This is a genomic window from Peribacillus cavernae (assembly GCF_003989135.1).
Taxonomy (GTDB): Bacteria; Bacillota; Bacilli; order Bacillales; family DSM-1321; genus Peribacillus; species Peribacillus cavernae.
Genome location: NZ_RYZZ01000007.1, coordinates 615,846 through 639,554 on the forward strand (window position 1 = coordinate 615,846; position 23,709 = coordinate 639,554).

The 23,709-nt window shown below is 44.8% G+C and carries 21 protein-coding genes; 20 read left to right on the forward strand and 1 reads right to left on the reverse strand.

Going from position 1 to position 23,709, the window contains the following annotated elements; genetic code table 11:
- The first annotated feature begins 10 nt into the window (after window positions 1-10).
- From truB to ELQ35_RS09195, 16 genes are all read left to right on the forward strand, one after another.
- Complete coding sequence (gene truB / locus ELQ35_RS09120) at window positions 11-922, forward strand: tRNA pseudouridine(55) synthase TruB (RefSeq protein WP_126864508.1); 912 nt, start codon at window positions 11-13, stop codon at window positions 920-922.
- A 50-nt stretch (window positions 923-972) separates the two neighbouring features.
- A complete protein-coding gene (gene ribF, locus ELQ35_RS09125) occupies window positions 973-1,920 on the forward strand; it encodes a bifunctional riboflavin kinase/FAD synthetase (protein ID WP_126864509.1) in 948 nt (315 codons plus the stop codon).
- 126 nt (window positions 1,921-2,046) lie between these two features.
- Entirely contained in the window at window positions 2,047-2,316 is a 270-nt protein-coding gene (rpsO, locus tag ELQ35_RS09130) for a 30S ribosomal protein S15 (RefSeq protein ID WP_126864510.1), read from the forward strand.
- Between the two features lie 150 nt (window positions 2,317-2,466).
- Window positions 2,467-4,587 carry a polyribonucleotide nucleotidyltransferase gene (gene pnp / locus ELQ35_RS09135; RefSeq protein ID WP_126864646.1) on the forward strand — a complete coding sequence of 707 codons (2,121 nt, stop codon included), beginning with the start codon at window positions 2,467-2,469 and terminating at the stop codon, window positions 4,585-4,587.
- A gap of 130 nt (window positions 4,588-4,717) precedes the next feature.
- Complete coding sequence (locus ELQ35_RS09140) at window positions 4,718-5,677, forward strand: polysaccharide deacetylase family protein (RefSeq protein WP_126864511.1); 960 nt, start codon at window positions 4,718-4,720, stop codon at window positions 5,675-5,677.
- An 89-nt stretch (window positions 5,678-5,766) separates the two neighbouring features.
- The gene (locus tag ELQ35_RS09145) at window positions 5,767-6,996 is read left to right on the forward strand and encodes a M16 family metallopeptidase (RefSeq protein WP_126864512.1); all 1,230 of its coding nucleotides are present in this window, start codon (window positions 5,767-5,769) and stop codon (window positions 6,994-6,996) included.
- Window positions 6,997-7,128: 132 nt separating this feature from the next.
- Complete coding sequence (locus tag ELQ35_RS09150) at window positions 7,129-7,410, forward strand: YlmC/YmxH family sporulation protein (RefSeq protein WP_126864513.1); 282 nt, start codon at window positions 7,129-7,131, stop codon at window positions 7,408-7,410.
- Between the two features lie 234 nt (window positions 7,411-7,644).
- The gene (gene dpaA / locus ELQ35_RS09155) at window positions 7,645-8,547 is read left to right on the forward strand and encodes a dipicolinic acid synthetase subunit A (protein WP_126864514.1); all 903 of its coding nucleotides are present in this window, start codon (window positions 7,645-7,647) and stop codon (window positions 8,545-8,547) included.
- Complete coding sequence (locus ELQ35_RS09160) at window positions 8,544-9,143, forward strand: dipicolinate synthase subunit B (protein WP_126864515.1); 600 nt, start codon at window positions 8,544-8,546, stop codon at window positions 9,141-9,143. The genes dpaA and ELQ35_RS09160 overlap by 4 nt, the downstream gene beginning before the upstream one ends.
- A 167-nt stretch (window positions 9,144-9,310) precedes the next feature.
- Window positions 9,311-10,366, forward strand: coding sequence for an aspartate-semialdehyde dehydrogenase (asd, locus tag ELQ35_RS09165; RefSeq protein ID WP_126864516.1), 1,056 nt, complete (start codon window positions 9,311-9,313; stop codon window positions 10,364-10,366).
- A gap of 64 nt (window positions 10,367-10,430) precedes the next feature.
- On the forward strand, window positions 10,431-11,675 hold the full coding sequence (gene dapG, locus ELQ35_RS09170) for an aspartate kinase (RefSeq protein ID WP_126864517.1): 1,245 nt from the start codon (window positions 10,431-10,433) through the stop codon (window positions 11,673-11,675).
- A gap of 29 nt (window positions 11,676-11,704) precedes the next feature.
- Window positions 11,705-12,571, forward strand: a complete 867-nt coding sequence (gene dapA / locus ELQ35_RS09175) for a 4-hydroxy-tetrahydrodipicolinate synthase (RefSeq protein ID WP_126864518.1) — start codon at window positions 11,705-11,707, stop codon at window positions 12,569-12,571.
- A 587-nt stretch (window positions 12,572-13,158) separates the two neighbouring features.
- Window positions 13,159-14,838: a ribonuclease J gene (locus ELQ35_RS09180; protein WP_221884959.1), complete on the forward strand. Its 1,680-nt coding sequence runs from the start codon at window positions 13,159-13,161 to the stop codon at window positions 14,836-14,838.
- Window positions 14,839-14,894: 56 nt separating this feature from the next.
- Window positions 14,895-15,644 (forward strand): ClpP family protease, encoded by a 750-nt coding sequence (locus ELQ35_RS09185; protein WP_126864520.1) that lies wholly within the window; start codon window positions 14,895-14,897, stop codon window positions 15,642-15,644.
- Complete coding sequence (locus tag ELQ35_RS09190) at window positions 15,641-15,850, forward strand: YlzJ-like family protein (RefSeq protein ID WP_126864521.1); 210 nt, start codon at window positions 15,641-15,643, stop codon at window positions 15,848-15,850. Before ELQ35_RS09185 ends, ELQ35_RS09190 begins: the two co-directional genes overlap by 4 nt.
- 139 nt (window positions 15,851-15,989) lie before the next feature.
- Window positions 15,990-18,350, forward strand: a complete 2,361-nt coding sequence (locus ELQ35_RS09195) for a DNA translocase FtsK (protein ID WP_126864522.1) — start codon at window positions 15,990-15,992, stop codon at window positions 18,348-18,350.
- A gap of 58 nt (window positions 18,351-18,408) precedes the next feature.
- On the opposite strand, the gene ELQ35_RS09200 is transcribed toward ELQ35_RS09195, so the two are convergent.
- Complete coding sequence (locus ELQ35_RS09200) at window positions 18,409-18,699, reverse strand: DUF6509 family protein (RefSeq protein ID WP_126864523.1); 291 nt, start codon at window positions 18,697-18,699, stop codon at window positions 18,409-18,411.
- 269 nt (window positions 18,700-18,968) lie between these two features.
- Here ELQ35_RS09200 and ELQ35_RS09205 point away from each other — a divergent pair, with 269 nt between their 5' ends.
- The 4 genes from ELQ35_RS09205 to ELQ35_RS09220 all read left to right on the forward strand — a co-directional run bounded on the left by ELQ35_RS09205 (window position 18,969) and on the right by ELQ35_RS09220 (window position 23,707).
- Complete coding sequence (locus ELQ35_RS09205) at window positions 18,969-19,694, forward strand: GntR family transcriptional regulator (protein ID WP_126864524.1); 726 nt, start codon at window positions 18,969-18,971, stop codon at window positions 19,692-19,694.
- 84 nt (window positions 19,695-19,778) lie between these two features.
- Window positions 19,779-20,870 carry a BMP family lipoprotein gene (locus ELQ35_RS09210; RefSeq protein ID WP_126864525.1) on the forward strand — a complete coding sequence of 364 codons (1,092 nt, stop codon included), beginning with the start codon at window positions 19,779-19,781 and terminating at the stop codon, window positions 20,868-20,870.
- Window positions 20,871-21,132: 262 nt separating this feature from the next.
- A complete protein-coding gene (locus tag ELQ35_RS09215) occupies window positions 21,133-22,668 on the forward strand; it encodes an ABC transporter ATP-binding protein (protein WP_126864526.1) in 1,536 nt (511 codons plus the stop codon).
- The gene (locus tag ELQ35_RS09220) at window positions 22,661-23,707 is read left to right on the forward strand and encodes an ABC transporter permease (protein WP_126864527.1); all 1,047 of its coding nucleotides are present in this window, start codon (window positions 22,661-22,663) and stop codon (window positions 23,705-23,707) included. Before ELQ35_RS09215 ends, ELQ35_RS09220 begins: the two co-directional genes overlap by 8 nt.
- The last annotated feature ends 2 nt before the right edge of the window (window positions 23,708-23,709 follow it).

Consider the following 23,709-nt stretch of genomic DNA (forward strand, 5'->3'; position numbering starts at 1 on the left):
GTGATTTTGTTTGGAAGGAATATTGCCATTACGGAAGCCAAAAGGTATGACGTCGCATGATTGTGTCTTTAAACTCAGAAAGATACTGAAAACAAAAAAGGTTGGACATACTGGGACGCTTGATCCCGATGTAACCGGGGTTTTGCCGATCTGTATCGGCCGGGCCACAAAGATAGCCGAATACATAACAGATTCAGGAAAGGCCTATGAAGGTGAAGTAATGATTGGATTTTCTACTGCTACGGAAGATGCGAGTGGAGAAAAAGTCACGGAAAAAGCGGTTTCCAAAGCAATCAGCAGAGAGAAGATCCTCCAAGTGCTTGCTTCCCTGACCGGAGAGATTGAACAAACTCCTCCAATGTATTCGGCCGTAAAGGTAAACGGTAAAAAGCTTTATGAATACGCAAGGGCAGGCCTCGCGGTTGAACGGCCGACAAGGACAGTAACCATCCATGAGCTTGTGTTGCTTGATGACCGGGAAGAATTCACAGGCAAGACTATCTCGTTTCGATTCAGGGCCAGCTGCAGCAAAGGCACCTATATCAGAACACTAGCCGTAATGATAGGGGAAAGGCTCGGTTATCCAGCTCACATGTCAGATCTCATCCGAATTCAATCAGCCGGGTTTACGCTTGATGACTGCAAAAGCCTCGAGGAAGTGGAGAAAATGGCGGCTGACGGGCGGGAAGATGAGTTTCTTCTGCCGTTGGAAAGAGGGCTGATCCATTTGCCGAAATATCAGATTAGTGATAAAGTAGCAAAGAAAGTAAAAAATGGCGCAGTAATGGAGCAGCCGAAGGATTTACCAGTCGGGAAAGGTATCCCGTTTGTCTTGGTTGACAGCATCCAAAAGGCCTTGGCCATTTATCAGATTCATCCTGTTAAAGAAAACCTGATCAAGCCTGTAAAGGTTTTGATATAGGAATTAATCATAAGCTTGCGCTTTTTTTTATAGAAAGAGGAGAATAGAACGTGAAAGTAATCGCAATAGAACATCCTCATCAATTCAACGCCGATGAATTTCCGCCGCTCGCAATCGCGCTCGGTTTCTTTGACGGTGTGCATAAAGGACATCAGACCGTGATAACAAACGCGGTCGATGCAGCCAAAAGCAGCGGTATGAGTTCGGGTGTCATGACATTCGACCCTCATCCTTCAACGGTGTTAGGCAAAAATGTCAAGCATGTACGCTATATCACTCCGATACAGGATAAAATTGCACTCATGGAAAAGTTTAATGTGGAGTACCTGTTTATCATTCATTTTACGAAAGAATTTGCATCCCTGCTTCCTCAGGAATTCGTCGATGACTATTTAATCAATTTAAATGTCCGCCATGTCGTGGCAGGGTTTGATTACACATACGGCCGCTATGGCAAAGGAAATATGGAGACACTGCCGTTATACTCCAAAGGCCGTTTTACCCAGACCATCGTGGAAAAACAGACACTTGAAGAGGATAAGGTCAGCTCTACAAGAATCAGAAACACGCTTGAAGTAGGGAACTTCACAGAATTCTACCACCTTGCCGGGCGTTTCTATACCACACGAGGAATCGTCATCCATGGCGAAAAGAGAGGGCGCAAGCTCGGATTTCCGACAGCCAATATTGAAGTGAGCGATAATTATTTATTTCCTGCCACTGGCGTTTATGCCGTCCGTATATACATTCAAGGAAGCTGGTATGACGGGGTCTGCAATGTCGGTTATAAACCGACATTTCACGAAAAAAGACCGGAACACCCTTCTGTAGAAGTCCATATGTTATCATACAATGGCGATGTATATGGGGAAGAGGCAGAAATAGAATGGCACAAACGCCTGAGAAGCGAACGGAAATTCAACGGGCTTGAAGAGCTTGTCAAACAGATCGATGCAGACAAGGCGGAGGCCCAGGCTTATTTTTTGCTTCAAAGGTAGACTTGCAATTATCTCAGAAAAGATGTATTCTATTAGTTGTATGAAAATAACCGTTGCTTGGCTAGTCGAGTCACCGACGCTGGCTCAGGAATTGGGGATTTCAAGAAACATTAGGAGGTGAAAAGGATGGCTATTACGCAAGAACGTAAAAATGAAATCATCAATGAGTACAGAACTCATGAAACTGACACTGGATCTGCAGAAGTTCAGATTGCTGTCCTAACAGAGGATATTAACAATTTGAACGAACACTTACGTACCCACAAGAAAGACCACCACTCACGTCGCGGTCTTCTTAAAATGGTCGGTCGACGCCGTAATCTTTTAACGTACCTACGTAATAAAGATGTAACGCGTTACCGTGAACTGATCAACAAATTAGGTTTACGTCGATAATCTTTCAAGAAAGCGGGAAATTTTCCCGCTTTTTTGTTAGCTTTATAATAATACGCCAGCGAGGCAATATAAGCAGTGCGTTGTTTTTTACATAATTAATCGATATTGCTGTTAACCTAGCTAAGAAGTAGAGAGGGGTTTATGAAAAAGATGTCACAGGATAAGAAAACTTATTCATTCGACTGGGGCGGCAGAAAGCTGACTGTTGAAATCGGCCAATTGGCCAAGCAGGCTAACGGTGCGGTTCTTGTCAGATATGGAGACAGCGCTGTCTTAAGTACAGCGACCGCTTCAAAAGAACCAAAGAACCTGGACTTTTTTCCTCTGACAGTTAACTATGAGGAAAGATTATATGCTGTAGGGAAGATTCCCGGCGGCTTTATCAAACGTGAAGGAAGACCAAGCGAAAAGGCAATCCTGGCAAGCCGTTTGATCGACCGTCCAATCCGTCCTTTATTTGCGGACGGTTTTCGTAACGAAGTTCAAGTTATCAGCATTGTGATGAGCGTGGACCAGGATTGCTCGACTGAAATGGCTGCAATGTTTGGATCTTCCCTTGCGCTTACTGTTTCGGATATCCCATTTGATGGGCCGATTGCCGGGGTTATCGTTGGCCGGATAGACAACCAATTCATCATGAACCCGACTGTGGAACAGATGGAGCGAAGTGATATTCATTTAACAGTGGCAGGTACAAAAGATGCCATTAACATGGTTGAAGCGGGTGCTGATGAAGTGCCTGAAGAGACAATGCTTGAGGCGATCATGTTTGGCCATGAGGAAATCAAGAAATTGATTGCATTCCAGGAAGGCATTGCTGCTGAATTTGGCAAAGAAAAAAAGGCAGTCACCCTTTATCAAGTAGATGCCGAACTTGAAACACAGATTAAATCACTTTGTGAAGATGACATCAATAAAGCTGTACAGGTCCAGGAAAAGCATGCACGCGAAGATGCGATTAAAGTAGTGAAAGATCGTGTGATGGCCCAGTTTGAAGAAAAAGAAGTGGATGAGGCTGAACGTAAGCAAGTAAAGGAAATCCTAAATAAATTGGTGAAAACGGAAGTGCGCCGCCTGATTACCGAAGAAAAAGTACGTCCGGACGGCCGAAATCCCGATCAAATCAGACCGCTTTCTTCTGAGGTAGGTTTGCTCCCGCGTACACATGGTTCCGGTTTATTTACCCGCGGCCAGACGCAAGCTCTTTCTATCTGTACCTTAGGAGCCCTTGGCGATGTCCAGATTCTCGATGGACTTGGAACGGAAGAATCAAAGCGGTTTATGCATCATTACAATTTCCCGCAATTCAGTGTCGGTGAAACTGGACCGATGAGAGGGCCGGGACGCCGTGAAATCGGCCACGGAGCTTTAGGCGAAAGAGCACTGGAGCCAGTCATTCCGGCTGAAAAGGACTTTCCATATACAGTAAGATTAGTATCTGAAGTGCTTGAATCAAACGGATCCACTTCCCAGGCCAGTATTTGCGCAAGTACGCTTGCTATGATGGATGCGGGTGTTCCGCTTAAGGCTCCAGTGGCCGGTATTGCAATGGGGCTTGTCAAATCAGGGGACTACTATACAATCCTCACTGATATTCAAGGCATGGAAGACCATCTCGGAGACATGGATTTCAAAGTGGCAGGAACGGCAAAGGGAGTTACTGCCCTGCAAATGGATATCAAGATTGAAGGACTTTCACGGGAAATTCTAGAAGAAGCTCTTCAACAGGCAAAAAGAGGGCGCATGCATATTCTTGACTCGATGCTGGCAACGTTGAATCAGCCGCGCGAAGCATTAAGCCAATATGCTCCAAAAATCCTTATAATGGCTATTAATCCTGATAAAATCCGGGACGTAATCGGGCCAAGCGGGAAACACATCAACAAAATCATTGAAGAAACAGGTGTGAAAATCGATATCGAGCAGGATGGCACTGTATTCATTTCTTCAATAAATGAAGAAATGAACCAAAAAGCGAAAAAAATCATTGAAGATATCGTCCGTGAAGTGGAAGTTGGCCAGATGTACCTTGGTAAAGTCAAGCGTATCGAGAAATTTGGCGCATTTGTGGAAATCTTCAATGGCAAGGATGGCCTGGTCCATATTTCTGAGCTGGCCGAAGAAAGAGTCGGCAAGGTTGAAGACGTTGTGGCAATTGGCGATGAAATCCTTGTGAAAGTTACCGAAATCGATAAACAGGGCAGAGTTAATCTCTCCCGCAAAGCAGTCCTGAAAGAACAAAAAGAAGCAGCTAACAATTCCCAGGGCTAATAAGAACAAAAATTAACCGGCATGCGGTTCCTTATGAAATCGCATGCCTTTTTATGCTGTTTGAACCAGGTACCAAATGTTCTACCTTGTCCGAATTCCTCATACATTTTGTATGAAGGAGGTCGGAAAAATGAATAATAAATGGAAGCAGATAGTTGCGATAAGTGCCATTGCAGGTATATCATGGTTATTAGTGCAAAATCCTTATACAAATCATTATTTAATTGACCTAAAACATAATGCATCCTTTGCGTCAGGGCAGGAGGACAGCCTTTATTTGGAGATTGAAAACAACGCTAAGGAATATGAAGCGCCCCCTCGTCCGGCTAGAATCGACCCGATCTGGAAAGCAGTGCCGGGTTATAATGGAGTAAAAGTGGATATTAAGGCATCCTATCATGTAATGAAGAAGTCCGGAAAATTCGATGAGAAAAAACTGATATATAAACAGGTTCCGCCTAAGACTCATCTGAGTGACCTTGAGCCCGCCCCGATCTACCGGGCACATCCAGAAAAACCGGTTGTCTCCTTTTTAGTAAATGTAGCCTGGGGAAACGAATATGTGCAGAGTATGCTTACTACCTTGAAAAAAAATGACGTCAAAGCGACGTTTTTCCTTGAGGGCAGATGGGCCAAGAATAATCCGGCGCTTGCGAAAATGATTGAGGAGGAAGGCCATGAAATCGGCAATCATTCCTATTCACATCCAAATATGAAAACACTTCCTGCTCCTGCTTCCCAAATGGAACTGCAGAAGACCAATGAAGTCATTGAAGCTGTTACTAAAGTCAAATCCCAATGGTTTGCGCCGCCAAGCGGAAGCTACCGGGATGAAACAGTAAAAATAGCAGATTCATTAGGGATGGGAACGATTATGTGGAGCGTTGATACGATTGACTGGCAGAAGCCAAGTCCCGACGTATTGACCACCCGGGTTCTTTCCAAGATTCATCCCGGAGCATTCGTATTAATGCATCCGACGAAATCATCGGCAGATTCTTTAGAAACGTTAATTAGGGAGATCAAAAAGAAAAACCTGCATATTGTAACTGTGTCTGCAGCAGTTGAAGAAACAAGGATCGTTCATTAGAGTTGCGCTTAAGATGATAAGACAGTATAACTTTTATTCAAGGCGCTTGCGCTTTTCTTAAAAGCACCACAGAATTGGGAGGAATGTTTATGATTAAGAAATATACTTGCCAAAACGGAGTCAGAATTGTTCTGGAGAATATTCCGACTGTTCGTTCGGCTGCTATCGGTGTTTGGATTAAAACAGGATCAAGGAATGAAACGCCAGAGCTTAATGGCATTTCACATTTTCTGGAACATATGTTTTTTAAAGGTACGGCAAACCGCAATGCGAGGGAAATTGCTGAGTCATTTGACAGCATTGGCGGTCAAGTCAATGCGTTTACCTCCAAAGAATACACATGTTATTACGCGAAGGTTCTCGATAACCACGCAAGCTATGCCCTGGAGATCCTTTCTGATATGTTCTTTAACTCGACTTTTGATGAAGAAGAGTTAAAGAAGGAAAAAAATGTGGTTTATGAAGAAATTAAAATGTATGAAGATACGCCTGACGATATCGTTCACGATTTATTAAGCCAGGCCGTGTATGAGTCACATCCGCTTGGATATCCCATTTTAGGAACTGAGGAAACCCTCGAGACGTTTAACAGCGAGTCATTGAAGAAATACGTCCATGATATGTATACGCCGGATAAGGTGGTCATTTCTATTGCGGGCAATGTGGACGAAAGCATGATAAAAGAGGTAGAAAGCTACTTTGGTTCCTATAAAGGCGGTAACGGGCATACGGATCTTATGAAGCCCCGTTTTCACGAGAAAAGGCTTTCAAGAAAGAAAGAAACGGAACAGGCGCATCTCTGCCTCGGTTTTGAAGGACTGCAGATTGGCCATAATGATGTGTACAGCATGATTGTGCTCAACAATATCCTTGGCGGAAGCATGAGCAGCCGTTTATTCCAGGAAGTAAGGGAACAGCGGGGACTCGCCTACTCTGTCTACTCGTACCATTCCGGCTACCAGGACAGCGGGTTGGTAACGATTTATGGAGGAACTGGGGCAGGACAGCTCAATAGCCTGTACGAAACGATCCAGGAAACGCTCGCGACCCTGAAACGGGAAGGAATTACCGAGAAAGAACTAAGAAACAGCAAGGAACAGCTTAAGGGAAGCTTGATGCTCAGCTTAGAGAGCACAAACAGTCGAATGAGCAGAAATGGCAAAAATGAATTACTACTTGAAAACCATAAATCACTGGATGAAATTGTCGAAATGATCGATGAAGTCACAGAGGACAGCGTAAATACACTCGGCAATCAAGTTTTTTCCGATCAATACTCCATTTCCTTGATCAGTCCTTTGGATGACTGGAAAGAATAAGCCCGAATGCGGCATATTGTCGGTCCTTTTCTTTTTACGTAGAATCACTCTCTCTAGTTTCAAGAAATTACTTCTAACGATTACTGTTGGGTGATATAGATTAGTAATTGGAAAAAAAGGAGGAGAAACATCATGAGACTGAGTGAGCTTAGCGGAAAAGAAATCGTCGATGTAAAACGCGCAGAACGGCTTGGTGTCCTCGGACAGACAGACCTTGAAATAAATGAAAGCGGACAGATAACAGCGCTTATCATACCGTCCGTTAAATGGTTCGGATTGAAAAAAAACGGAAACGAAGTCCGTGTTCCCTGGAATCAAATCAAAAAGATTGGTACCGATATGATTATCATCGATATAACGGAAAGCCAGGTTCCCGGAAAAGAACCGCCTCAAAAAATAAAGTTTCCCGATTAAGAGCGGGAAAAGCGATAAACTCATATCAGCCATACATCCTCTAAGCCGCCCTGAAAAAGGCGGTTTTTTCGTGCACCATCGATTTTCTCTAACACTAAAAACCTTATCCCTGAAGAGGAGTAAAACTCCTGGCTTCAACCATTCACCTATTTTACGAAAAAAACATAAGATGGAAAGGTAAAACACGATTTTGTGATAAGCAGGCTTATTTTCAAAAAAGAAGGTGACGGCATGATGCTCACAGGCATACAAATTGCAGTGATAGGCGGGGATGCCCGCCAGCTTGAGGTAATCCGCAAATTTACGGAGCTGGATGCCAAATTGTCATTGGTTGGCTTTGAACAGCTTGACCACTCGTTTACAGGTGCCGTTAAAGAAAAGTTGGAAGAACTCAACCTTTCAGAGATCGATACAATCATTTTGCCGGTTTCGGGCACCAATTCTGAAGGAAAGGTAGAAACGATCTTTTCTAATGAAGAGGTCTATCTTACAAAGGAAATTCTTTCGAAAACTCCTCCTCATTGTACGATCTACTCTGGAATCAGCAATGATTATTTAAATGAAATCATCGAGAAAACGAACCGAAGGCTGGTCCTGCTTTTTGAAAGAGACGATGTTGCCATTTATAACTCGATCCCTACTGTAGAAGGAACGATTATGATGGCGATCCAGAATACTGACTTTACAATCCACGGATCAAAGGTTGCCGTGATTGGGTTTGGGCGGACAGGAATGAGTGTTGCTAGAACATTCCAGGCATTAGGTGCCAATGTAAAAGCAGGGGCAAGAAAAAGCGAGGACCTCGCTAGAATAACTGAAATGGCTATGACCCCGTTCCATTTGAATGAACTGGCACAAGCGGTAAGAGATGTAGATATATGCATAAACACAGTTCCGGTACAAATCGTCACCGCATCTGTGCTGGCCAACATGCCCGTGCATACTCTCTTGATCGACCTTGCTTCAAAACCGGGCGGCACCGATTTCCGCTATGCCGAGAAAAGGGGAATCAAAGCGCTGCTTGCCCCGGGCTTGCCTGGGATTGTCGCGCCAAAAACCGCAGGACAGATATTAGCCAATGTGCTTGCCCAGCTTATTAGAGAAGATATGAAAAAACGAAAGGGGAAAACCGCATGAGTTTAAGTGGGAAGAGAATTGGTTTCGGTCTTACCGGTTCTCATTGTACCTATGATATTGTTTTTCCGGAAATTGAGAAATTGGTTAACGAAGGCGTCGAAGTAATTCCGATCGTCACTTCAACGGTAAAGAATACGGAAACGAGATTTGGCAAGGGAGAGGACTGGATTGAGCGAATCGAAGAACTAACAGGCCATCATGTTGTCGATACGATTGTCAAAGCAGAACCACTTGGTCCGAAAATGCCGCTAGCTTGTATGGTGATTGCACCAATGACGGGGAACTCCCTGAGCAAGATGGCCAATGCCTTGACAGACTCACCCGTATTAATGGCGGCCAAAGCGACTATGCGTAACCACCGCCCGGTTGTTCTTGGCATTTCAACAAATGATGCCCTCGGCTTGAATGGCATGAATTTAATGAGGCTGATGGCTGCCAAGGATATTTATTTTGTGCCATATGGCCAGGATGACCCGGAAAAGAAACCGAATTCAATGGTGGCACGCATGAGCATGATAAGGGAAACAATCATTTCTGCCCTTAGTGGCGAGCAAATCCAGCCTGTCCTTGTCGAAAGGTATAAAGATCCCCTTTAAAAGAGTATCGAACAAAAGCCATACAGACTTTACGGAAAATTTCCGGCAAAGTTTGTCTCATTCACATACTAATATGATAAAATATATGATATTCTTGAAAGCATAAGCAGAAAAGGCACGTAAAAATAGATTACAAATCTGTATGGTTTTGAAAAGGGGAATGTTCGATGACAGAATCACTTGGATTGAATGTAGCGATCTTAGGTGCAACAGGTGCAGTAGGCCAGCAAATGATCGCAACGCTTGAAAAGAGAAATTTGCCAATAAAAAAGTTGACCCTTTTATCTTCAGCCCGTTCAGCTGGTACAAGGGTTTTATTTAAAGGTGAAGAAATAGAAGTGCAGGAAGCAAAACCGGAATGCTTTGAAGGCATTGATATTGCTTTATTCAGTGCGGGAGGAAGCATTTCAAAGGAATTTGCGCCTGAAGCTGTGAAACGTGGAGCGATTGTTGTCGATAACACAAGCGCTTTTCGCATGGATGAAAATGTCCCGCTCGTCGTGCCTGAAGTCAATGAAGACGACTTGAAATCACACAACGGGATTATTGCAAATCCCAACTGTTCAACAATTCAAATGGTTGTCGCGCTTGAACCGATTAGAAAAGAGTTCGGACTTGGCAAGGTTGTCGTTTCGACTTACCAGGCCGTTTCAGGGGCCGGGGCAGCTGCCATCTCGGAATTACTTGACCAGTCACAGGCCGTTTTGAATGAGGAAGAAGTCCAGGCTTCCGTTTTGCCGGTCAAGGGTGACAATAAGCATTACCAAATTGCTTTTAACGTCATTCCGCAAATAGATAAATTCCAGGATAACGGTTTCACCTTCGAAGAGATGAAGATGATCAATGAAACGAAGAAAATCATGCATATGCCGGAACTTTCCGTCGCGGCTACATGTGTCCGTCTGCCAATCGTTACCGGCCATTCAGAATCCGTTTATATCGAAGTGGAAAGCGAAGCGGTAACAGCAATCCAGGTGAAAGAGCTTCTGAAAACAGCAACCGGGGTTGTGTTACAGGATGATCCCGAAAACCAGGTCTATCCAATGCCGCAAGCCGCGGTTGGCAAAAATGAAGTTTTCGTGGGAAGAATCCGCAAGGACCTTGATGAAGAAAAGGGCTTCCATTTATGGGTTGTTTCTGATAATCTCCTTAAAGGGGCAGCATGGAATTCAGTCCAAATCGCTGAAAGCCTTTTAAAACTAGGATTGGTCACAGTAAAATAAATAGTAGAAGAAAAGCATTGTCAGCTTTCCGCATGCGGAGCTGACTTATATTTGAGGTGTTTCTATGAAAATCATCGTTCAGAAATTCGGCGGAACTTCTGTTCGTGACGAAGAAAGCAGATCGCATGCTTTGCGGCATATCGAAAAGGCGGTCAGCGAAGGCTTCAAAGTGGTAGTGGTCGTGTCGGCGATGGGGAGAAAAGGGGAGCCCTATGCAACAGATACATTGCTTTCACTTGTGAACGGTTCACAAAATAAAATTCCAAAGCGGGAGCAGGATTTGCTGTTATCGGTCGGAGAGACGATTTCATCGGTTGTTTTTACCAATATGCTGCTCGAGAACGGAATAAAAGCAACGGCATTCACCGGGGCGCAGGCTGGGTTTCGGACTAATGGAGATCATACGAACGCGAAAATAGTCGAAATGAAGAGCGACCGTCTTCTAAAAGAACTTGAAAACCAAGATGCCATTGTTGTCGCCGGTTTCCAGGGAGCTGCTAAGAACGGGGACGTAACCACGATCGGACGCGGAGGCAGTGACACATCCGCTGCTGCGCTTGGGGCGGCCATCAAAGCGGAGTGGGTTGATATCTTCACAGATGTGGACGGTATCATGACTGCCGATCCGCGGATTGCTGAAAACGCCAGGCCGCTTGCGGTGGTAACCTATAACGAGGTCTGCAACATGGCTTACCAGGGAGCCAAGGTCATCCATCCCCGTGCCGTGGAAATTGCGATGCAGGCTAAAGTGCCGATTCGGATCCGTTCAACCTATACAGACAGCCTTGGAACCCTGGTAACAACGATAAATAGGGAAAACCAGGGCAGCGATATCCGCGAACGCATCGTTACTGGAATCGCCCATGTTTCGAAGATCACGCAAATTAAAGTGACCGCGAAAAAAGGACAGTATGATCTTCAGGCGCAAGTTTTTAAGGCGATGGCACAGGCTTCAATTTCCGTTGATTTTATTAATATTTCTCCGAATGGGGTCGTCTATACTGTAACGGACGAAATGACCCGGCGCGCCATCGGAATTCTCATGGATCTCGGCCATGAGCCTATCATTCAAAAAAATTGTGCCAAGGTTTCGGTTGTCGGTGCGGGCATCAATGGTGTTCCCGGTGTCGCAGCGAAAATCGTCACCGCACTCTCTGAGAAAGGTATCGGCATTCTGCAATCGGCGGACAGCCATACGACAATCTGGGTGCTCGTCAAAGAAGCCGACCTGGTGGAAGCAGTGAATTCCCTGCATGATGCTTTTCAGCTCCATAAAGAAGTAGTAGAATACCCAATAACGGAGATATAATTGTCTATTAAATCAAGAGGTGTTTGATAATGGTACACTTTGGAAGAGTTTCAACCGCAATGGTTACCCCATTTGACAAAAAGGGAAATATCGATTTTGCCAAAACGACACAGTTAGTGAATTACTTAATTGAAAACGGAACAGATTCGCTCGTTCTTGCCGGAACGACTGGTGAATCACCTACGTTATCTACCGAAGAAAAAGCCGCCCTGCTGCGCCATGTTGTCCAAACAGCGGATGAGCGTATTCCTATTATTATGGGGACAGGAAGCAATAATACGTATGCTTCCATTGAACTTACAAAAAAGGCTGAGCAAAATGGTGCCGATGGTATTTTGCTTGTCGCTCCATACTACAACAAACCGAATCAGGAAGGGTTGTACCAGCACTTCAAAGCGATTGCTGAAAGTACTTCGCTGCCTGTAATGATTTATAATATTCCGGGAAGAGCCGTCGCTAACATTGAACCGGCAACGGTTATCAGGCTTTCGAAAGTTCCTAATATTGTTGCTGTAAAGGAAGCAAGCGGGGATTTGAACGCCATGACAGCAATCATTGCCGGAACCGATGATGACTTTATGCTTTACAGCGGCGATGACGGCATTACGCTGCCTGTACTCTCCATCGGGGGCGTCGGAGTCGTGTCGGTCGCCTCACATATTATCGGGAAAGAAATGCAGCTGATGATCGATCAATTCCTGCAGGGCCATCTAAAGGAAGCGGCAGAGCTCCATCAGAGCCTTTTGCCGGTCATGGAAGGCCTGTTTGCGGCCCCGAGCCCAGCACCTGTTAAAACAGCCTTGCAAATGAAGGGGATGGACGTAGGGTCTGTCAGGCTGCCGCTCGTACCGCTTACGGAACAAGAAAGAAACACTTTAAATGAACTTATCAAATAGAAAGAAAAGCGGAAGCGCCTTGTTCAGCCCCGACAAGCATAAGACAGATCCCGAAAGAAGGCGCTTTTTGCCTTCTGTAGGGAGCTGGCTTATGACTCGAGGGGCTAGGCGCTGGAGCTAGACAGGAAGAAAAGCAGAAGCGCCTTGTTCAGCCCCGACAAGCATAAGACAGATCCCGAAAGAAGGCGCTTTTTGCCTTCTGTAGGGAGCTGGCTTATGACTCGAGGGGCTAGGCGCTGGAGCTAGACAGGAAGAAAAGCAGGTAGATAGCATAAAAGACAAAAAGCCAATCGGCCAGAGATTGGCTTTTTGTCTGCCTTCTTCAGAAATCCTAGGAAAAATCTGATGAAATGGACTATGAGATGTCATGAAAAATTCTTCTTCCCAATACTCAGGCCTAACGATTATACTTTTACTACCGAGAGACTGACAACAGGGAAGGGGCTGTGGTATAGTGATCAGAAAATTGATGGAAGGTCGACCGCGAAGGAACCATTGAGTGAATGTGTTGCCATGTTTTTCTAGCATCGGTTATAATGGAATCAACCTTGAGTTTCGAACGGAATTTATTAAGGAGGATTATACTATTGGCACAAGATCATAAGCAAGGCATAAAAATCATTCCTCTTGGTGGACAGGGGGAGCTCGGAAAAAATATGTATGCTGTTGAGGTGTATGGCGATATCTTCCTGCTGGATGCAGGCCTGATGTTTCCCGAAGAAGAAATGCTCGGGATAGACGCTGTCATTCCGGATATTACATATGTAATGGAAAATAAAGAACGGCTGCAGGGGATATTTATTAGTCATGGTCATGAGGACCATATGGGGGCGCTTGCGCATGTGCTGAAGTATTTACATGTTCCTGTTTACGGGACAAAGCTGACAATGGAGCTGGCGAAAGTGAAATTGTCTGAAGATGATTTCAAGGGCAAAGCTGAATTCATTGAGGTCCAATCCCACGACAGATTGAAATTCGCCAATGCTGAAGTTTCTTTCTTCAGGACCAATCACAGCATTCCGGATTCGGTAGGAATCGCGATTCATACTGTAGAAGGAGCAATTGTCTATACCGGTGACTTCAAATTCGATCAAGCCGCAAGCGATTTGTATAAACCCGAGATTGGTGAAATGGCGGACATAGGCAAAGAAGGTGTGCTTTGTCTGTTATCTGATAGCACCGGGGCTGAAAAACCGGGCTACACCCCTTCTGAAGCACTCGTGGCAAAGGATATGGGCGATGCGTTTTATAATGCAGCCGGTCGCATCATCGTCGCATGTTTTGCCTCGAACATCAACCGGATCCAACACGTCTTCAATGCCGCAGCCTCTAACGGCAGAAAAGTCGCGGTTGTCGGCAAAAGCCTCCAGCGTGTATACGAGACGGCATTAAATACCGGTTATTTAAAAGTGGATGAGAAGATGATCATCCCGATTCCGGAGATTAGTCAGTATCCGGATGAGAAGATTGTCATCCTGTCTACAGGACACCAGGGCGAGCCAATTGCAGCATTAAGAAAAATGGCCAAACAAACGCACAAACAGGTCAATATTAAAGCGGGCGATACAGTATTGATTGCTGCTTCTCCATTAAAAGGCGGCGAAGTCATTCTTTATAAGACAATTGATTTGTTATACAGGGCAGGTGCTGATGTTGTGTCAGGGCGTTATCAAGTTCATGTTTCCGGGCATGGCAGTCAGGAAGAATTGAAAATGATGATTAACCTGATGAAACCTAAGTACCTGATTCCCATACACGGGGAATACCGCCATCTTGCGGCACATGCAAAGATCGGCGCAGCCACCGGCCTTGCTAAAGAAAATATCGTGATCCCCGACAAGGGAGATGTTATTGAAATCAAAAATGATAAAATCCGCCTTTCCGGAAAGGTGTCTGCAGGAAATGTCCTGATTGATGGGAGCGGTGTAGGCGATGTCGGCAATATTGTGTTAAGAGACCGCCGCTTGTTATCACAGGACGGTATTTTAGTTGTAGTTGTGACATTGAATCGGCCTGATAAAACGATCGCATCCGGGCCGGAAATAATTTCACGGGGCTTTGTCTATGTACGGGAATCGGAAAAGCTGATGGACGAATCATCGAGCATAGTGACAGAAATCGTCAAAAAGTCCGCTTCCCGGCAAGGCTTCGACTGGTCTACTCTCAAGCAGGATATCAGGGATTCGTTAAATCAGTACTTATACGAAAAAACAAAACGCCGTCCGATGATCCTCCCTATCATCATGGAAATCTCAAAAAGAGAATGAAGCTGCACCTTCCAGATAATAATAATCCCATAAGAAAGAGAAAGGGGATTCATTGAATGGAAAAAGAACCAGTTCCAAATGAACCAGAGGAACAGCAGCCTGGGAAAAGCTCAGCCTTGATTGAAAAAATCCAGCAGCTTGGACAAACCAATGTCCCGCAAATGTCACAGGATTCGAAGATACACTGCTTAACAATCGTCGGCCAGATAGAAGGGCATATACAGCTGCCGCCGCAAAATAAAACAACGAAATATGAGCATGTGATTCCTCAGATTGTCGCCATTGAACAAAACCCGAATATCGAAGGTCTGCTTGTCATTTTAAATACGGTGGGAGGAGATGTGGAAGCAGGTCTGGCCATTTCCGAAATGCTGGCATCACTATCAAAGCCTACCGTTTCGATTGTGCTTGGAGGAGGCCATTCCATCGGCGTGCCTATTGCCGTGTCGTGCGACTATTCCTATATTGCAGAAACGGCAACGATGACGATTCATCCGATCAGGCTGACCGGACTCGTAATCGGGGTTCCACAAACGTTCGAATATCTTGATAAAATGCAAGAGCGTGTCATTAACTTTGTAACCAGACATTCAAAGGTATCCGATGAAAAATTCAAAGAGCTGATGTTTGCAAAAGGAAATCTGACACGGGATATTGGTACAAATGTGATAGGCACGGAAGCTGTGCAATCCGGGCTGATCAATGAGGTTGGCGGCGTCGGACAGGCGATGAGGAAGCTTAATGAATTGATTGAAACATCAAGTTCGAAAGCCAAAGGTCCAAACGGGGAGAAGATGTTACAATGATTTTATATACAATGACGCCGATGGATCAAATATTCCCGACCGACGAAAGCGTGTACTCGAGGTATATGATGATTACTTACAACGGAGTCCAACTCCTCGCTGAAAGACAAGAAAACAATGGCTACCGTGTCGACCGCATTTTAAGCACTGACCCTGCCGTTTACCTGGAGCAATCGATTCAGCCAGGATCCATCATCCGCGAGTGATGTATAGAAATTAGAAAAATCGTCCAAGTTACTGGATATATGGTATACTCAAATTACATCGATAAAAGCAGCCTAACTGGCTGCTTTCTTCATTCTCACGATGAAATTATACACATTGCATGAAAATTCAGGTGATAAAATGGCAAAGAAAAAGCGCAGGAACTCAAAAAGCGCAGATAGGTTAAAGACAACATTAAAATTTGAACTGGCAGGGCTGATTATCCTCGGCCTTTCCGCGATCGCGATAGCAAGGCTGGGGGCAGTCGGAAATGCGATTGTCTATCTTCTCCGATTCTTCATGGGTGAGTGGTATATCATCTTGCTGTTTGGCTTCATTTTGGTGAGCTTTTATTTAATGATTAAGCGGAAAATCCCTTTTTTTCTCAAAAGACAGCTTGTAGGGACATATTTCATTGTGTTAAGCATTTTGCTGCTGAGCCATGTGACATTGTTCGAACTGCTTTCGGGAGGCGGTCCATTCAAAAAGCCAAGTGTAATCGCCAATACATGGGAACTATTCTGGATGGAGGCGAGCGGAAAAACAAGCACGACGGATCTTGGCGGAGGAATGATAGGCGCCCTGATGTTTGCTGCTTCCTATTTCCTATTTGATGAAGCGGGTTCGAAAATAGTAGCGTTACTGCTTATTATCGCAGGCTTTATTCTTTTAACCGGCAAAACGGTCGGCGATACGCTGGGCAGGTTTATTATTTCCGGGGGCAGGTTCCTCGCTGGTCAATGGATAGCGTTTCTTGATGACATGAGGAACTGGAAGGAAAATAAACGGGAGAAGAAAAAGCAGCAAAAGGAAACGGCCTTGCTGAAGGAAGCGGAAGAGGCCGAAATGCAAAAGGTACAGGCTGAAGAATTGCCGATCCAGCAGCCGGAGAAAAGGATCATCTCCAATTTTGCTGATACAGCATACGGGTCTAAGGCGGAGGAAACGGTACCGTTCAATCCGGAAATGGAAAATGGAAAACCCGGAAAGAGCGAAAATACTCTTTCCGTTCCTGAAGACGGAACAGAAGATCACTCACCACCGATCAGCTTCACTGAAGTCGAAAACAAAGAATATCTCCTGCCGCCGATTTCGCTTTTGAATCAGCCGAAAAAAACCGATCAAAGCGGTGAATACCGGCTGATTAATGAAAACGCTGCGAAGCTTGAACGCACATTCCATAGCTTTGGCGTTAAGGCAAAAGTCACCCAGGTCCATTTAGGTCCGGCGGTAACCAAGTATGAGGTCCATCCGGACGTTGGAGTGAAAGTAAGCAGGATCGTCAGCCTTTCCGATGACATCGCTTTGGCATTAGCTGCAAAGGACATCCGGATTGAAGCACCGATCCCAGGAAAGTCGGCGATCGGAATTGAAGTGCCGAATTCTGAAATTGCCATGGTTTCCTTGCGTGAGGTTCTTGAAGCGAAAGAGTACGATAAGCCGGAAGCGAAACTGCAAATCGGCCTTGGCCGCAACATTTCCGGAGAGGCTGTGCTTGCTGAATTGAATAAAATGCCGCACTTGCTTGTTGCGGGTGCAACCGGCAGCGGTAAGTCGGTCTGTATAAATGGAATCATTACCAGTATCCTTATGCGCGCAAAACCGCATGAAGTGAAAATGATGATGATTGATCCTAAAATGGTTGAGCTGAATATGTATAACGGCATTCCGCACTTGCTGGCCCCTGTCGTGACGGATGCGAAAAAGGCTTCGCAGGCGTTGAAAAAGGTGGTCAGTGAAATGGAACGCCGGTATGAGCTGTTCTCGCATACGGGTACACGCAATATCGAAGGCTACAATGACCATGTCAACCGTCACAATCTCGAGGAAGCCGACAAGCAGCCGCTTTTGCCTTATATCGTCGTCATTGTCGATGAACTTGCCGATCTAATGATGGTTGCGTCGAATGATGTCGAGGATGCGATCACACGGCTTGCACAAATGGCCAGGGCGGCAGGCATCCATTTAATCATCGCGACGCAGAGACCTTCCGTGGATGTCATCACGGGTGTCATTAAAGCAAATATCCCTTCCAGGATTGCCTTTAGTGTATCATCGATGACAGATTCAAGGACAATCCTTGACATGGGCGGTGCCGAAAAGTTGTTAGGGCGCGGCGATATGCTGTTCCTGCCCGTCGGAGCTTCAAAGCCTGTCCGTGTCCAAGGGGCATTTTTATCCGACCAGGAAGTCGAAGAAGTCGTCGAGTATGTAATCTCCCAGCAAAAAGCGCAATATCAAGAAGAAATGATTCCAGATGAAACCAGTGAAGCTGTAGGCGAGGTAGATGATGATGTCTATGATGAAGCCGTGCAGCTTATCATTGAAATGCAGACCGCGTCCGTATCGATGCTGCAAAGAAGATTCAGGATCGGTTATACCCGTGCAGCCAGGCTAATTGACGAAATGGAGGCACGAGGCATCGTTGGTCCGTATGAAGGAAGCAAGCCAAGAACGGTCCTTATATCGAAGGATCCGGGAAATGAGGCAAATTCCTCCTAAATCTAAAGACCCCGGGAAATTCCCGGGGTCAGTTTTTGGCAACTAAATTTTGAAAAAACTAGTACTCGTTCAAGTGTCCTTTGCAGAAGGAATCGATTGCTGCAGTTTCTTCTTCTTCAAGTTCGAAATTGAATGACTGCTCCGTCTCATTCTCGATAATTTCATATTTTACGATTCCGCTTTGATGTTCTCCAACAGTATAGAGCACCCTTATGTACAACCCTTTTTCAGAAAACAATTCATCATCCTCAGGTACATCAATATCAAGGAAAAACTCATACCTTTCCCCGGTTAATATACCAAATGGATCTTTTAATAATTCTACTCTATAACCTGTAATGGCTATCACGATATCATCCTTTCCTGCCCTGTAGTTTATCAGTTATTATACCCCTAAAAACACTAAAAGAAAAAGGAGAGCTCCAGAGTGGGGTTTCTTTATAGCATTATCTGTCAAAAACCTTTGATATAAGTGAGTTTTCACCCTCAATTGTTTTTTTGACAAATTTCAATTCTCTATTTATTTATACACAAAAAAGTGTTATAGTATGTTCGATTAGTAGGAATGATTACACATCAGAGGTCTGATGTCTGAAGAAAATGGTTGGAGGAACCTGCATGTCTATTAAGTCAGATAACCGGCATTTGTATCTACAAGTCATCGATCACCTTAAACAGGACATTGAAAAAGGGATATACAAAGAAAAGGAAAAGCTTCCCTCAGAGTTTGATTTAGCGAAGAAGCTTGGCGTAAGCAGAGCCACTCTAAGAGAAGCGCTTCGGATACTTGAAGAAGAAAGTGTCATTATCCGCCGTCATGGAGTGGGAACCTTTGTAAATTCAAAGCCAATGTTCACATCTGGTATCGAACAGCTTAACAGTGTCACGAACATGATCAAGCAGGCAGGCATGAAACCAGGAACCATCTTCTTAAGTTCAACGACCGAGGAACCGACTGATGAGGACATTCGCCGTTTTTCGCGTTCATTGGATCAAGGCATTGTTTTATTAGAAAGGGTACGTACTGCAAACGGGGAACCGGTCGTTTATTGTGTCGATAAAATCCCGGAATACATCCTCCCGCAAACATTTTCCCACGACGATGAATCGATTTTTGACATTCTCGAAAAAGAGGCGGATCGAAGAATAGCGTACGCAGTCGCACAAATTGAGCCGATCGGCTATCATGAGAAAGTTTCGCCCATCCTGGAATGTGACCCTGAAGCGGCTCTCCTTGTATTAAAACAAATGCATTTCGATGAAAAAGACGAGCCAGTTCTATATTCAGTCAATTATTTTAAAGCTGACACATTCAGTTTTCATGTTTTGCGAAAAAGAATTTAACATTTTTTTGCAGGTGAAAACGCAATCATTCTTTTTCCGTTACATTTCTGACTAATCAACTAAAATTCTTTAGGGGGAAAAACCTTGAAAAAGCGTAAATTTGGTTTAGCGCTGTCTTTGGTTCTTGCGGCTGGAACAATTCTTGGTGCATGCGGCAATGATAACGATTCTGAAACGAGCGGCGGCGGATCCAAGAAAGACAATTTCACAGTCGGGATGGTTACAGACATCGGCGGTGTCGATGACAAATCATTTAACCAATCGGCATGGGAAGGTCTTCAAGAATTTGGTAAAGAAAATGGCTTGGAAAAAGGAAAAGATGGTTATAATTACGTCCAATCTAAATCCGATGCTGACTATACAACAAACTTAAATACACTTGTGCGTAACAAGTTTGACTTGATTTACGGGATCGGTTACCTGCTGGCAGAACCAATGGGCAAAGTAGCCGATCAACGTAAAGATTCTAATTTTGCAATCGTTGACGCTGTAGTGGAGAAACCAAACGTGGCAAGCATCACATTCACAGAGCAGCAAGGTTCCTTCCTTGTCGGCGTAATCGCTGCTAAGACGACTAAATCAAATAAGATTGGTTTCATTGGCGGTGTTGACGGCTCCCTAATTAATAAATTTGAAGTTGGTTTCATCGCAGGTGTTAAATCTGTAAACCCTAAGGCAGATGTAAAGGTGCAGTATGCAGGAAGCTTCGGTGCTGCTGATAAAGGACAAGCCATCGCATCCAGCATGTATTCTTCAGGCATCGACATAATCTACCACGCTTCCGGCGGAACTGGCAACGGTGTTTTTGCGGCAGCTAAAGAATTAAAGAAAAAAGATCCTGCCGACAATATTTGGGTAATCGGTGTTGACCGTGACCAATTCGAGGAAGGCAATGTGAAAGCCGGCGACAAGGAATACAACGTAACATTAACTTCAATGGTTAAGCGCGTTGATATCGCTGTTAAAGACCTTGCTTCCAAAACGAAAAATGGCGACTTCCCAGGCGGAAAAGTCATCGAATACGGCCTCGACCAAAATGCGGTGGCAATCGCTGACCACAAAGAGAACGTTTCAGACGATGCTTTGAAGGCAGTTGAAGAATGGACTGGAAAAATCAAATCAGGCGAAATAAAAGTCCCTTCAACCCGTGACGAGTTAAAAACAATGAAATTCTAAGAACAGAAGCGCAAGCGCCTTGTAAAAAGGAACGTTGACTAAGAGCCAAAAATTTTTTTTAATAAGTAAATTATAGGAGGAATAAATAGGGTGAGTACTGCCTTTTATTCCTCCTTTATCAGGTTAGTAAACTGTATTCTATTTTTGAAGAGAGTAAATGAAAAACTATAAAAAAAGTTTTATAGTTTTTCCTTTGGTTTTTTCTCGAAAAATCCAGGGTTAGATTACCTGAACTACTCACCTTTTTAGGAGTTGATAATAAGTGGATTATGTGATTGAGATGCTTAATATCCGAAAGGAGTTTCCCGGCATCGTTGCCAATGATAATGTGACGCTGCAGGTGAAAAAAGGTGAAATCCATGCACTTCTCGGGGAAAATGGAGCAGGGAAGTCCACCTTGATGAACGTTCTTTTCGGATTGTACCAGCCGGAAAAAGGGGAAATCAGGGTTAAAGGAGAACCTGTTAAAATTACCGACCCGAACATTGCCAATAACCTGGGCATCGGAATGGTGCATCAGCATTTTATGCTGGTCGATCCGTTTACAGTAACGGAAAATATCATTCTCGGTAAAGAACCCTCAAAAGCAGGGAGAATTAATTTAAATGCCGCACATAAAGATGTCCGCGAGCTTTCAGAACGCTATGGTTTACTTGTGGATCCTGAAGCGAAAATAGCTGATATTTCCGTCGGGATGCAGCAAAGGGTCGAAATTTTGAAAACTCTCTACCGGGGAGCTGAAATTTTGATATTTGACGAACCGACTGCCGTCCTAACGCCTCAGGAGATCAGAGAGCTGATTACCATCATGAAAACTCTTGTAAAAGAAGGTAAGTCGATTATCTTAATTACCCATAAATTAAAGGAAATCATGGAAGTTTGCGACCGCGTCACTGTAATCCGTAAAGGAGAAGGCATCGGAACGGTAAATGTCAGTGAAACAAATCCAGATGAGCTTGCGAGCCTGATGGTAGGCCGTGATGTAGTCTTTAAAACAGGGAAATCGCAATCAAAGCCTGCGGGTAGCGTCTTAGAAATTGCAGACTTGGCCGTGAATGATTCACGCGGCGTAAAGGCCGTCAAAGGTCTTAATCTTACAGTCAGAGCAGGTGAAATTGTCGGCATTGCCGGGGTGGACGGGAACGGCCAGTCCGAACTGGTCGAAGCGATTACCGGACTTCGAAAAGCAGGAGCTGGCTCCATTAAAATCAATGGAAAAGAGATTAAGAATAGCACACCGCGGAAAATAACTGAATCAGGGATAAGCCATATCCCCCAGGACCGCCATAAGCACGGACTGGTACTCGATTACACAATCGGCGAAAATATCGTGTTGCAAACGTATTATCAAAAACCAAATTCCAGAAATGGTGTCTTAAATTATCGCAACATTTATCAAAAAGCAAGAGCGTTAATCACTGAATTTGACGTAAGAACACCCAGTGAATATACACCTGCACGTGCTCTATCCGGCGGGAACCAGCAAAAAGCAATAATCGGCCGTGAAATAAACCGTGATCCCGATTTGTTGATTGCCGCACAGCCTACCCGAGGGCTCGATGTCGGGGCGATTGAATATATTCATAGACGTCTGATTGAACAGCGTGATACCGGGAAAGCGGTCTTGCTGGTTTCCTTTGAGCTGGATGAAATCATGAACGTCAGTGACCGCATTGCGGTTATTTATGAAGGCGAAATCGTTGCCGTCGTCAATCCTAATGAAACGACGGAGCAGGAGCTGGGATTATTGATGGCCGGCAGTAAGCGTAAGGAAGCAGGTGGATCCACTCATGTCTAGAAAGTTATTAAATATATCCATTCCTGTTATTTCGGTCTTGCTGGGATTGCTGGCAGGTGCGGTCATCATGCTTGTCAGCGGCTACGATCCGATTCAAGGATACTCGGCCATGCTATCAGGTATATTCGGAGATGAATACTATCTGGGCGAAACAGTCCGCCAAATCACTCCCTATATTCTTGCCGGGCTTGCGGTCGCGTTTGCATTCAGAACCGGCCTCTTCAATATCGGGGTAGAGGGGCAATTGATCGTAGGCTGGATCGCGGCAGTCTGGGTAGGAACGGAATTCGATTTTCCTAAAGTCATCCACTTGCCGCTTGCAGTGCTTGCGGGTGCAGCGGCCGGAGCCTTTTGGGCATTTATCCCAGGATTATTAAAGGCGAAATACAGGGTCCACGAAGTTATCGTGACGATCATGCTTAACTATACGGCTTTGCATGTGACCAATTATTTAATCGTAAATGTACTGTCTGATAAACAGGACAAGACAGAAAATATTGCTGAAACGGCATCGTTACGTTCGGTATTATTTGAAAACTTGACAGATCTGTCCCGTATGCATTGGGGAATCATCATCGCGCTTATTTGCGCCATTTTCATGTGGTTTATCCTTGAAAAGACAACGACCGGCTTTGAATTAAAAGCAGTCGGTTTCAACCAGCATGCATCTGAATATGCAGGCATGAGCGTTAAAAGAAACATCATTCTTTCGATGGTCATTTCCGGAGCATTCGCAGGTCTTGCCGGCGCTATGGAGGGGCTTGGAACATTCGGTTATGCAGCGATTAAAGGCGGTTTTACCGGGGTCGGCTTCGATGGCATCGCGGTCGCATTGCTTGGTGGAAACGCGGCAATCGGTGTTGTGTTAGCGGCAGCATTATTCGGCGGATTGAAAAATGGGGCTTTGAATATGCCGCTTGAAGCAGGGGTACCAAACGAAATTGTTGATATTGTGATTGCGTTAATCATTTTCTTTGTGGCATCAAGCTATTTTATCCGCTGGATTATTTCACGTTTGTCTAAAAAGGGGGCGAAATAGGT